Here is a 12,959-nt window from a genome sequence, read left to right on the forward strand (position 1 = left end):
ATTTGAGCCACGATCGCTTCCAGTTGGCTTTGTTGTTCATTACTATCTTCAGTGACCTTGAAATCCTCACCAGCAGAAAGGTCGGCAGTCAGTAATTCTTGTTGCCCGTAATCGTTGACCAGCCAGATCCGTTCATCGACCTTCTTTTCGTTGGTCTTATGTGGAGTATAATCCGCCCCACTCCAAGCACTCTGGAAAAGCTCATAGATCTCGTTATTACCAACTTGTAAGTAGGCTCGTCCAGGTTGAGTAATTGTCGCAGCATCCGGTGTCTTGATGATCTCATTAGAATCCGTGGGATCAGAAACCTTTAAAGCCAACTTGAAGTGGGAGTTCGACCAGATCTGATCATCCACGACCCCACTTGGTTTCTGAGTTGCTAAGATCAGGTGCACACCCAGCGATCGTCCGATCCGGGCGGTTGAGACCAGCTCAGTCATGAAATCTGGTTCATTGGCTTTCAGCTCAGCAAATTCATCAGAGATCAAGAATAAGTGCGGCAAGGGCTTAGCAGGATACTGCTTCTTTTCAACCGGATCCGTGATCGTTTTACCCTGCTTATATAACTTAGTGTAGCCGTTAATGTGGTTCACGTTAAAATCACGGAAAAGTTTTTGCCGCTTTTGCAATTCAGCTCGAATACTTGCCAGCGCTCGTGCAGAGCCTGCACCGTCCAAGTTAGTGATCGAACCTAACATGTGCGGCAGGTCCTTAAAGAGGTTCGCCATTCCGCCACCTTTAAAGTCAATTGGTAAGAAGCCAACATCTTCGGGTGCAAAATTAACGGCCAACGACAAAATATAACTTTGAATGATCTCGGATTTACCTGACCCAGTTGTCCCGGCGATCAAACCATGAGGACCATGAGCTCGTTCATGCAAATTCAAATATACTAAATCATTTTTACCTCGAACACCTAAAGGCACAGCCAGTGATTTTGATGTATCAGCTTTCTGCCATCGTTTGCCGATTTGTAACTCAGAAGTTTGTTTCACGCCATACATTGACAGAAAATCGATCGAATCAGGGATCGTATTCTTTTCTGTTTCCACGTGATCAAGGTTAGCCAGTTTTTCAATTGCTGCTGCCAGCTGATTATTTTCCGGCAAGTGATCCGGTCTAAACAACTGGTCTTCATAAACATTATTGCGGTTCAAGAGTCGCCCGCTCTCACGACTGGAATATTCAACAGTCGTCGTAGCTGTTTCCGGCAACATATTGAGCGAATCCTTGCCCCAGATCACTGTGACTCCTAGATCACTAAGATCATCAGCTAAAAATTCATTTAACTGGTGACCGGATAACCAAGTTTCATATAAAATCGTAAAAACATATTGGGGACTAAAGACAACTTTGTCGTTACCTGCTTCACGCTGAGCTTGCCGACGTTGAGTCAAGATTTGGTAAAAGGAATTCAAGACCATATCTTTGGTCTGCGCATTATGTACGATCCCACGCAAGTTCAAGCTTTCGATCTTCATATGCGGCAACCAGCGCCAGTTCTGCCAGTGAATAGCGTAATCAGTCTCGGGAATCAAGGTAATGAATTCCACATCTCGATATGAATGTAAGACTGCGATTTGCCATAAAATTGATTGGACCGCTTGACGCAAAATATCATAACTGCCTGCGAGCCCTAAAGTTTGCCCAGTCAATGAAACAACGATCGGTGCATCCTTTAGCTTGCGGTAAGGGTTGACTAGAATCCGTTTGGCTTGCCTGCTTAATTCATCTTCTTCATCAGTTGGACGATATTGAATTTCAAAACTAGGCTGAATATCCCCGCGTCCTAAACGAATCTGTAAGAAGTCATCATTTTGCATCATCCGTTCATAGATCCGTGAATCATAACGAGCCACCAATTCTGCCAATTTCACGGCTGACGGGACCATATATTCTAAAACATGTCGCTGCTTGAGCTGCAATTGCTCGATTTGTGAGCGTTGTTTCACCAAATATTTGCGATAAGATTCTTCTCGCTGTTTATTTTTAGCTTTAATATCTTTTTTATCGGCAAAGTAACTGGAAACAGAAAAGCCTGCTGTCAACACACTGGCTCCGCCCATGGCGATCATCCAGGCTGGATTAGCTGAACTCATAAAGCTCACTAAAACACTCAAGATCACCATCCCCAACGGTGGAACGATCATCGCTAAGACGTTGCTGCGTCCCTGAGTCGCCTTGGACTTAGGGGACTTGATCTCAATTTTATCCTTAGGCTGCTTTAACCTGATCCGAGGGCTCCGGCGAAACTGCGGAAAATCTACCGGATACTCGGAAGCAAATTTTTCGGTCACTAACTGCCACGGATCCAAATGAAAGTCATGATAGATACTAGTAAAAGCCAACTGTGTGACCTTGAGTTCAAGTAACACGCCATCCACTAACATGCGATCGCCAACTGTCAAAGTCACTTCAGCTTCGTCTATTTTTCTCTCATTGAAATAAACTGGTGCGCCGTTTGCAAAAACCTTCAGTAAATAACCATTCCGATCCAAACTTTGATGCGCAGTGATAAATGCTGGGGTTTCTACTTGTACCGCACTTGCTGGGGCCTGTGAGATCTCAAAATCTTGGCGTGGCTTACCAGTGTAGACTGTCTTGACTTGAGTGTGATCAATGACCTGCAAATCTGCCTGGTCATTTTGATAAATTTGCCCGTTGACCAAAACACCTTGCGGACTATAAGTCAGTTTTCTGTCTGCTAGCTGCAAATTCTGCCGTCCTTGACTCAGCTGGTCAACAAGAAAGGTCGCACCCATGTAAAAGATGTCGTAGACATTTTCATCTTGCGGCTGTTCAGCGTTGATGCGGGTATTAGCTGTCTTTACGAGTTCCATCTTTCTTGCCTCCTAACGTTTTCAAATACTTATTGATCGATTTATCGTACTGATGTAACAATTTCTGTTTTTTAGCACCAGACATCTTATCATCACTCTTAGTAGCATCATAAAGTTTCGTATAGGCATGTAAGATATACTGGTTATCACCGATGTTTTTAGCGATATTCAGACTCTCCTTGAAGTCGCCTCGTCCTAAGTAGATCCAATAAAGCAAGGTATTCTCACTTGATTTTTGTGATAAGTTGTTCAGTAAGGCGCGTTGCTGTTTGTGTGATAAAGAATCCAACTGAACTGAACTGACAGCCGCAATGTACTGTGCACCTTTTGGTAAATTTTCAGGCTTATCCTTTTCTAAGGTATCCAATACGCCGCCATAGTTTTTCGAATTATATTGTGTTTGAGCGGTGATCACCCTTTGTTCGGCCGGTAACTTGTTAAAGCCTAAAAAGCCTGCTGTAACGGCCAAAACAACAGTCAAAACTGCTAAAACAATAGCCCCCCACTTAAAGGACAAATACTTTTTCTTGCTGACAGTGCGACTGCTTTTTTGCCGTAATTTTTGCTGGCGGGCTGCTTCTTCATGTAAGATCCCATCGAGTTCTGTAAAAGACTGAGCTGCTTGGATCTTTTTAGATAGTTGAGTATTGAGTGTACCAGCACCATCGATCAGTTGTGAGTATTCCAGGTCAGGGTTGATCATGTATAAGATCAAAGCCCGGTATTCTTTAAAATAGTTGGTTTCATTCTCTACTCTAGGTGCCACTGCGTCCATAAATCCGCGGTGTGCCACCAGCAATTGGTCACCTTGGATAAAGATATTCTCCGGCGCGATCAAGGGTGAAACAGGGGTGCCTAGGTAATTCTCCAGAAAACCCACTTTTTGCGCCAGTATCAATCGTTCGTAAATCGGCAATTTCTTGAAAGATTCATCGGCTAAACTAGTCGTTAAAGGATCCTTGGTGTAGTTGACGACCAGCTGACGTTCTGAGGCTTCCTGCATTTTGCCAGCCAAAAAGTGTTGACGCTCGGTTAAATACAAGCCGAACTGTTCGGTCCGGGAAACATCATATTGACTAGGCTCCAAGGTAACTTGTACGACCTTTTCGTCTGTCAAAAATTCATATTTTTCAGAAATATCTTTTACTTGCGTCATCGTGTTACTCCTTTGCCCTTTTCCCCACTTTTGACTACCAGTTGATCGCCGTTAGCCAATGGATAATCTACTATTTTTTTATATTCGACAAGCCGCAGTGGTTTGTTTTGTACCTCTAATGAAAAATCAGCCGGCAATTCAAGTTGCAGTATTTCTAAAGAATCCCGCAATAAGTCCTTCAGCCGTGCTATAGTGACCTGCGTTGGTACTTTTAGGTCAATGACCCGTTCGTTAAAATGCAACCCGATCGCGATTGCTGCTTGTTTTTCCATCAAGGATGCCCCTCTTTTTGTAATATGTTTTGTACTTCTGTTTCAGTTTTAACTGTTATGTAACACTAAGAAGCCTGCTGTGTTGAATGTATTAAACATTTGCAGCCTGACTTAAAGTCACAGGTCATATACTGCCCTCTTTCATTCAACACAGGAGAACTTCTTGTTGTGAAATATTAATTCACTAAGCCATTCCTCTAGCTCCTATCGGTCGTTTTATTATTCTTCCAGGCTGAAAACTTACTCCCTAGAAAGATCCCTGCACCTAGAAATAACAAGCCACCGATCATTAAACCGCCCCACAAGAAAACATGTGAACTTTTCTTTTCAGTTACTGGCGGTCCGGTCTGACTATCAGCAAGCGGCTGGTAATCGGATCGAAATAGTCTTTTAGTCACCGACTGTTTTTCTTCCAAACGGCCGGAATTTTTTTTACTTAAAAAAACGTCTTTTTGTGCTTGGCGGACATTATGCTTTTTTTGAGCTTGGACCTGCCGTTCACGCTTATTGCGCGGCTGCAAGAACAAGTCATCAATATCAAATGAACTTTGTGGGCTCTGCGTTTTGCTCTCATTTTGCTGATAAATGACCTCTTCATTAATATCAAGATCACCTTTGGCGGCCAAAACTGTCTCCGGAATGCACCAAATCACCAAAATGCTTATGCTAACGATAAAAAAACGGCCTCTTGTCATCAACTATCACTCTATTCTTCTGTCGTCTCTGGTTTAACTTCATCTTCGCTTGGTCTGACAAAGAAATTCAGTGCCAAGCCCAAGACCACAGCTAGGATCAAAACAATCAGCGTGATCGTCCCGACTGTGCCATTATTCAACAATGCGGTGTAACCATTTTGAATATTCTGGAACGGTGAGAATCGGAACAACCAACTAGCAAAACTATTTGGTTTAGTAACTACTCCTAACAATGGTGTCAAAATGAAGAATAACCCTAAAATCGATCCGTAGATCACCAAGGTTGTCTTCTTAAACTGCCGGATCGCACCTGTCAGTATTAAAGTCCCTCCCAAAGCGACCAGTAGTGAATAAATAAACAACATCATCTGGTTCTTACCTCCAGCAAAGTGGACTAAGACACCAGCAAAAACTGAAGAAACAACTAAAGCTGACAGTAAGATCATGATCACATTTGGAACATTCTCCCACCATCTATGCGGTGTCACTAAGTTGTCATTTTCAGTCAGCTGCCGTTTCTGCATAAATTCACGAACCGATAAAGCAAAGACTAAGATCAACAGTGCTACGATCAAAGTGGCATAATATGGCACCAATGAAATGGCATGGACTGCACCAAGCTGAGCATCTGCTTGGATCGGGCTTGCTAAGAAATTAAAGACCAGTGGATTGTCAGCTCCACCATTTTTCGCATTGGACATCACTTGACCAAAGCGTTTGGAATACTGATCATTAGCGTTGGTATTTTTCTGTGATTTAGTTACCGTATCTCCGAGACCGCTCAAAACAGTGTTTGCTTTTTGCCGCACCTTATTAGTTGAATTCGTCAATTCTTTGACTTGCGGTTTAACGTCTTTAACTTGGGCAGCACTTTGCAGTGTTGCAGAAGCTGAATTTTGGGTTGAACTGGCTAACTGATCAAGCGTTTGTCCAAGTTCATCTACTTGGCTGACAGAGCTTGAATCATCTCTCTTTTCTGGCAACTGGTCGCCATCATCAAGGATACTTTCTGGCGCTATTTTTTCAACTTGCTTCCAAGTATCAGCCCCACTAGAAATGTTCTTATTGGCTTGCTGATACCAATCATTCAACTGGCGTGCTTGGCGCAAAAACTGCTCAGGCTCAGCCATCAAGTTATAAGTCCCATACAAAGTCGGCTGGTGTTGACCGTCATCTTTGAGAAGATTATCGGTAGACGTACCCAAGGTTTGACCCAATGCAGTGATCTGTTCGTCGATATCTGTATAAAGCTTATGTGCATTGTTACGATAACTTTCGATCAGCGACTTCGAGATCGATTCTTCCAAGTCTTTTGGTTTCATATTACCGTACATCCAGTAAACGGAATCGTGACTAGCTAACTCATTTAATTTCTTATTTGCATTCACTGGACCACTGATTCGTTTTGCAAAAGCGCTGATACTTTGACTGTCCGGTGAACCATACATGGAAACGACCTGTTGGGCACCAGCTTTCAGATCAGCAAATTCCGTCACTAACTTACCAACATTTTGCTGCGGCTTATCCTTCACATTTTTATAAGTTGACAAAGCTCCTTTATTAAAGGGACTTTCCCCGTCGAATGCCCAGGAATAATCTTGGGTCGCATAATCATTTCCTTGTACAACATTTTTGACGTTCATGGGTACGGACACACGAGCAGTAGTTTGATAACCAGTTGGCACGCTAGCTTTAGTATTTTTTGAAGTTTCATCAGAGTTGCCGTCGCCATCTTTTGGTTCGTCTTTTTGTTCGTCATCCTTCTGTTGTGTCTGGGTAACCTTGATCTGAATCGAATTACCCTGGACTGTTGTGCTGGTTGAACCACCATATTGATGGTCCAAAGTATTCTTGATTTCACCAGCCACCTTTGATAAATCGGCATCGATCCCATCACCAGTGAAAGTCAATCGTTGCCCTTGACCCGAGCTTAGCTTGTTAATGTCTAACGGGATCGTGATCGGAATATTCTTAGTTTCTGTATTTAATTCTGGTTGGTCATCAACTAATTCCAAGTGGTTTGTGCCACCTTCAGGGACCGCGCGCGAAAGAACGGTATATGCATCTTTAAATTGGTTAGCTTCATCCTGACCAAGCTGATCATTTTTTTGCAATTGCTCAAGCAATTTGTCGAAATCATCCCTATTTAAATATGCCAAACTAGAGATCGATTTTAGGTATCTTTCATCTAGATGATTATCTTCACCTTTCCCCACCATATCGATCTGTTTGATAATGGCTGTTTTCACCATCTCATCTTTGGCATTGATCGGGTCATAGTCTTGAGCATCGTTGCCCCAGAATTGGCCGGAAATTTGATGCTTTAACTTATTCATGCTTGCTAATTGCTTATCCAAGCTGTCAATTTCTTCTTTTAGCTCTTTGATCCGTGCATGCTGAGTTTCTTGGAAATACTTCGCACTGTGTAAATAATCTTGATAAACGCTGCCTTCATCGTCTTGTCCACCAAATTGCAACATTTGGGAGCGGACAACATTATGAAATTCACCAAACTGTCCATTATAACCACTACTGTCATTTTCAGATTGTAAGGCCAATTGTTCTTTTTGCTTCTGATATTGTCGGTCAAATAACGCCAATGACTGTGCAAGTTTGTCAGCATTTTGCTTATTATTTTCACTCACAGAACTTTTAGCATCGCCAGCCGTTTTGCTTCCATCGGCCAAAGAGCGTTGATTATCTTGCAGCAAGCTGTTGACTTCTTTAACGAAAGCCTCTTGTTCAATATTAAAGTCAGCATTTGATTCCGACAAAAGGCTAGATGTATTGACGATCTCATCAAAATCGTGAGGCAGTTCTTTAACAGGCGCATAAGTATTACTCAAATTAGTAGTTTGTGCTTTTTCAGCCCCAACCATATTATTGACATTGTGCTGTGCTTCTGAAAGATTCCCAACAATATTAGAGAAATACATTTGGACAATGCGTTGGCTAAAGTCCTTTAAGATCCCATTGACCTTATTAGCCACCTGTTCATTTGAGATTGCATTTTGCGAGTCACGAACCCGATAACTAACTAAGGCTTTTTCAGGTGTCTCACTTTTCAAATTCAAGAGCCGTGTCGAAAAGTTACGCGGAATAATGATCTCAGCATCATACTGTCCGGATTTAACACCGGCATTGGCAACATTTCTTGAGGCAGTTTCCCAGTTATTTTTCGAATCCTGATTGATCAGTGTCACAAAATCGGCACCCAGCTGATATCTCTTGCCGTTAAATTCTTGTCCGGCATCCTCATTTACCAAGACATAGTCACTGTGTGATTTAGTATTGTTAGTTGTATGTACTACATTCTTATCTTTAAACCCTAAAAATGCTAAGGCAAAAAGCAAGACCAACGTCCCAATCACCGTCAATACTAACGGTAGCTTATTAGTTATTTTTTCTTTCAAAGCTTAATTCGCATCCCTTATCTAAAATTTCAGAAATGAGGTAACTTCCTGTATGTCAGGTAAAAGTCCATCACTTCAAGATATGTATTTTTGATGAGCATTTAAGAGCTCATCAAAACAGAAAACGCCGGTGCAAAAGCTACACCGACGAATTGTAGTTCTATTTTTAATTCAAGCCAAAAGAGCCGGCATCTTGCTGATCTCTTTGGGCCACAGTATCAGCGTATTTATTCAACTGAGCGTGAATACTTTCAAGCAATTGTTCCATTTGTTTCACATTGCCAGATAGTTGTTGGTACTGTTCAAGATAGGCGTTAAATGCTTGCCCTTTCCATTCTGCGGAAATTTCAGAGTTCATTGAATTGACTTTACGTAAAGCGTCCTCAATTTGTTCAGCAGCCGTTTGGTAAACCTGCGCTTGCGATTTAAGTTGTTCTGGTGTAACTGATACAGTTCCTGCCATATTTCTTTTCCTCCATTGACTATGTAATATTTTAAGTATATATTTACTCGTCATAAATTTACTTAATATAAAAACCTTACAGCTAATTTATTATAAAATCAATAACAAAAACTTTGCTATTTCTTATCATGGTTAACTAAAGCAGACCATTTTTGTCACAATAGTAACAATTTATGTAAGCGTGATATTATGCTTTAATACTGAGAAATCCAATTTATCCATTCAACTTATAATCGTTTCCCTATAATTTTATAATTTATATTTTTTTAGTTATTTTTTGGAACAAATTTAAATTTTTTTACATAACTAGCGAAATATTTTATTGCTTACTGTTTTAAAAACAATGAAAAGTAGATAAGCACTTTAAATATTGTAAATTACATCCTTTTTATAAGTATAATTTTTTAAAAATAATTACCATAAATTAATTTACTTTGATAAACTAGTGTGAAAAATACTCACTTAAAATATTTAAATATTCTAAACTTTTTTCTTCCTAAAGATAAATAAAAATCATTCATCATCCCGTCAAATTTTGCCCATATCATAAAACAAAGCATAAATTATGCATGGAATTGCTTCATTATGTTTTCAAAAAGTTCTTTTTTAGAGTACTTTAAAAACAGCATTTTACAATTTTTTTCTGAAATTTTGACATAAAAAAATAGAATTTTGCTTGCATAACTTTTCTACTATGGGATAATTAAGAAGATTTACGATGATAATCTTTACATATTTCTCAGGGGGAATAATTAATGGAGAACAATACATATTTATTGAGCAAGTTAACTAATGAAGAACACCTCTTGGTTAACTCAGAGGTAGAAAAGAGAAAGAAGAGTCCTGTGGTTGCTTACTTACTTTGGTTTTTTACTGGGTTTATGGGAGGACACAGGTATTTTTTCCATAAAACTGGTAGTGCCGTTGCTATGACTTTAATCTTTTGGCTTTTAGTTTGGTTATTTGGCCTTGGCGCAATAATTACAGGTATTTGGCAATTAGTTGATGTCTTTTTAATTAATGGCTGGCTTAAAGAAGATCAAAATAAAGTTGAAAATGAAGCAATACAGGAAATATTATCGGCACGCTCTGTTGAGAAAAAAACTGATGTGCCTGAACAAAGCCCAAAAGATTCAGAAAATTCTGAAAGCTCAGAAAATAGCAAACAGATTCAAAACGAAAAAGACTAAATATTAGTTTTTTCATCTTTAGACGCTACCAAGCAATTGATTGAACTGCTTGATAGTGTCTTTTTGAATTCAATAAAAATTATCAACAATTAGCGTTCAGTACCTATAAGGACAGTAAAATAGCACACATACTCAGTTAATCGTCTCTCAGCAGGTCAGGCCGTTACCAATTAGTATGCGTGTTATTTAAATAGTTTCACATAGCACATTTTGAAAAAATAATTTTTCAGCTTAAAAATAAAATGTCTTATATCTATAAAAACCCCAATACTGGGATTTCTTACACTATTTAACTGTATGCTTTAGATAGTAGTAAGTTCTTCCCAACTATAATAAGTTTATCCGTCCATTACTATCAAAGTTTCAGTAATTCTTGAGCCAAAGTTGTGTCTAAAATTGCCTCATTGGCGTATTTTTTTATTAATGCTGCGTTAGTAGCAGCGGCTTTCAAGATCCCTCCAGCAATTAGAATTGAATGACCTTTTTGCTTTAAATCATCTAATTCGATCCCTACGGTCCTATCATTTAGTTCTTTGTCAACTATACTCCCCTCTTTATCTATGAAACGAGAAACTATATCTCCAACTGCGTTTTCTCTTAAATACTGTTTCTTTTTTTCATCAAGATACCCCATTTGAAAAAGCAAAGCATTTTTTCGTACAGTTCCAACAGTAAAAACAGCAATATTGGCTTTTTTTCCTAATTCAAGAATATTATTGATAAATTTATCCTGTTGAACAATATCCTTAGTCATTTTTGTATCAAAAATGGTGGGTAAAGGAAGATAGTGTGCAGATGTTCCCAATGAGTTAGCTAATTCATTGATACTTTCATACGCATAAGTATTTTCGTTTTGTATGCTTGCACTACCTTTTATTTGTACAACTTGTACGTTTGGAACAACATGACGTTCCAAATGTGTAGTCAATGAATGTATTGTTTTCCCCCAACCAAGTCCGACTACATCATTTGGTTTTATTAATTTTGTCAAATAGTCTGCCGCATAAGCACCAATAGCATTAATATTTGAAATTTCACCATTATAATTTGATGGAACAACCAATATTTTAATACCGTACTTTTTAGATAATTCCGTTGCTAAATCCTCTGTACCAATGGAAGGGTCATGAATTTCAATTCTGACTATTCCAGTTTCGTATGCAATTTTCAATAAACGCGAAACGGTAGGACGAGAAAGATTTAGTTTCTCCGCGATCTTACTTTGATCCATATTTTCTTCATAAAACAATTGTGCGACTTTTAGACTTTGATTTAATTTTTTTGGTCCATATCTTTTTTCCATAAAAAATCTCCATTATACTTATACTATTTTAAAAAATTACCCCACCAGACAATTGGTGAAGTAATTTTAAATATTGTGTAACTAGCTTAAAAAGTGCCTTTTAAGAAATTAGTCGCTAGCTTTTGCTTCTTCTAAGATCTTTACACTTCCAGATACTCCTAAACGATCAGCTCCTGCATTTATTAAGTTAACTGCATCGTCTAAAGAATGAATCCCACCGGCAGCTTTAATTTGAATTTTATTACCAGCTGTTTTTCTCATTAGCTTTACATCTTCAACTGTTGCACCAGATGTAGAAAAGCCAGTAGAAGTTTTAACAAAATCTGCTTTACCGTCAATTGTAAGTTTAACTGCAGTTTTCTTTTCAGATTCAGTTAAAAGTGCATTTTCAATGATAACCTTTAATATTTTAGAATTTTGATGTACTTCCTTGGCAACTGCGCTGATATCTTGTACGACAGCTTCTGTATTACCTTGCTTTAATTCACCGATGTTTAGAACCATATCTATTTCATCAGCACCATCATCCATGGAAATTTTCGCTTCACAGACCTTGGCTTTTGTACTCATTGCACCTAACGGGAAACCAACAACACAAACAGTTTTAATGTCAGTGTCCTTTAAATTTTCATGTACCAGATCTGCCCAATAACTATTAACACAAACAGATGCTGTATCATATTCTTTAGCTTCAGATATGACTTTTAAGATGTCGTCCTTAGACGCATCTGCTTGTAACATTGTATGATCCATATACTTTGATAATTCTTTACCATTTAATTTCATAATTAGTGCCTCTTTCTATAATTTTTATCCTACATCGTTCTTTAACTCTTCTTCAACTTCATTATAAGACAAGTATGACTTTTGTGTACCACGTTTCTTAATAGTAAGCGCCGCATATATATTTGCAGCAGAAAGTGAAGTTTCGATATCCTGACCAGAAGTGTAATAATGTGCAAATGAACCGATAAATGCATCTCCAGCCCCTGTTGTGTCAACTACATCAACTTTTTTACTGGGGATCAATTTGTGGTTTTCTTGGGTGACCCATAGTGCTCCCTTTTCGCCTAAAGTAACTATCACATTATCAACACCAGCTTTTACTATTTGTTGAGCAGCTGATTTTATTTCATCGATCGTATTAACTGGTAAATTTGTTATTCTGGCTAATTCAGTTTCATTGGGTGCATAAAATTGAACTTTACTGATATTATCTAAAGAAACTTCATCACTGGCAGGGGCAGGATTTAAAAGAACAGGGACATTGTACTTATTAGCAATTTTAATCACTTCATTATTAGTTTCTAGTGGTATTTCTTGTTGTAATACTATTAATTTAGATCCAGCTATAATTTTTTCATATTGATCAACTTTCTGAGAAGTTAGTTCATTATTAGCTCCTTTAACAATTATTATGCTATTTTCACCATTTTCTTTTACAAAAATAGGGGCAATTCCACTGATTTCATTTCCAATAATAACATTATGTGTATCGATATTATTTCTTTTGTAATTTTCAAGCTGCTGCTTGCCGAAGTCATCATTGCCAACAGCTGTAATTAAATTAACAGTTGAACCCAGTCTAGAAGCCGCTATGGCTTGATTTGATCCCTTACCGCCATAA

General features: G+C 38.7%; 10 protein-coding genes. 1 reads left to right on the forward strand and 9 read right to left on the reverse strand.

Annotated elements, in window-relative coordinates:
* The 6 genes from essC to LACPOB_RS0110215 all read right to left on the reverse strand — a co-directional run.
* On the reverse strand, positions 1-2,840 hold a 2,840-nt coding region (essC, locus tag LACPOB_RS13155; RefSeq protein ID WP_040533127.1), incomplete at its 3' end, for a type VII secretion protein EssC.
* Complete coding sequence (gene essB, locus LACPOB_RS0110195; protein ID WP_017868718.1) at positions 2,818-3,996, reverse strand: type VII secretion protein EssB; 1,179 nt, start codon at positions 3,994-3,996, stop codon at positions 2,818-2,820. The genes essB and essC, both read right to left, overlap by 23 nt.
* Complete coding sequence (locus LACPOB_RS0110200; RefSeq protein WP_017868719.1) at positions 3,993-4,268, reverse strand: EsaB/YukD family protein; 276 nt, start codon at positions 4,266-4,268, stop codon at positions 3,993-3,995. Before LACPOB_RS0110200 ends, essB begins: the two co-directional genes overlap by 4 nt.
* A 197-nt stretch (positions 4,269-4,465) precedes the next feature.
* The gene (gene essA, locus LACPOB_RS0110205) at positions 4,466-4,963 is read right to left on the reverse strand and encodes a type VII secretion protein EssA (protein ID WP_146983678.1); all 498 of its coding nucleotides are present in this window, start codon (positions 4,961-4,963) and stop codon (positions 4,466-4,468) included.
* An 11-nt stretch (positions 4,964-4,974) separates the two neighbouring features.
* Positions 4,975-8,376 carry a type VII secretion protein EsaA gene (esaA, locus tag LACPOB_RS0110210; RefSeq protein WP_017868721.1) on the reverse strand — a complete coding sequence of 1,134 codons (3,402 nt, stop codon included), beginning with the start codon at positions 8,374-8,376 and terminating at the stop codon, positions 4,975-4,977.
* Between the two features lie 166 nt (positions 8,377-8,542).
* Positions 8,543-8,839 (reverse strand): WXG100 family type VII secretion target, encoded by a 297-nt coding sequence (locus tag LACPOB_RS0110215; protein ID WP_017868722.1) that lies wholly within the window; start codon positions 8,837-8,839, stop codon positions 8,543-8,545.
* 755 nt (positions 8,840-9,594) lie between these two features.
* Here LACPOB_RS0110215 and LACPOB_RS12080 point away from each other — a divergent pair.
* Entirely contained in the window at positions 9,595-10,029 is a 435-nt protein-coding gene (locus LACPOB_RS12080) for a TM2 domain-containing protein (RefSeq protein ID WP_017868723.1), read from the forward strand.
* Positions 10,030-10,384: 355 nt separating this feature from the next.
* Here LACPOB_RS12080 and LACPOB_RS0110225 read toward each other — a convergent pair whose 3' ends face one another.
* The 3 genes from LACPOB_RS0110225 to rbsK all read right to left on the reverse strand — a co-directional run.
* Positions 10,385-11,332, reverse strand: coding sequence for a sugar-binding transcriptional regulator (locus LACPOB_RS0110225; RefSeq protein ID WP_017868724.1), 948 nt, complete (start codon positions 11,330-11,332; stop codon positions 10,385-10,387).
* A 108-nt stretch (positions 11,333-11,440) separates the two neighbouring features.
* A complete protein-coding gene (gene deoC, locus LACPOB_RS0110230; protein ID WP_017868725.1) occupies positions 11,441-12,118 on the reverse strand; it encodes a deoxyribose-phosphate aldolase in 678 nt (225 codons plus the stop codon).
* A gap of 24 nt (positions 12,119-12,142) precedes the next feature.
* A partial coding sequence (gene rbsK / locus LACPOB_RS12085; protein WP_017868726.1) for a ribokinase occupies positions 12,143-12,959 on the reverse strand: 817 nt, incomplete at its 5' end.

Origin of the sequence: Ligilactobacillus pobuzihii E100301 = KCTC 13174 (assembly GCF_000349725.1) — a bacterium.
Classification (GTDB): Bacteria; Bacillota; Bacilli; order Lactobacillales; family Lactobacillaceae; genus Ligilactobacillus; species Ligilactobacillus pobuzihii.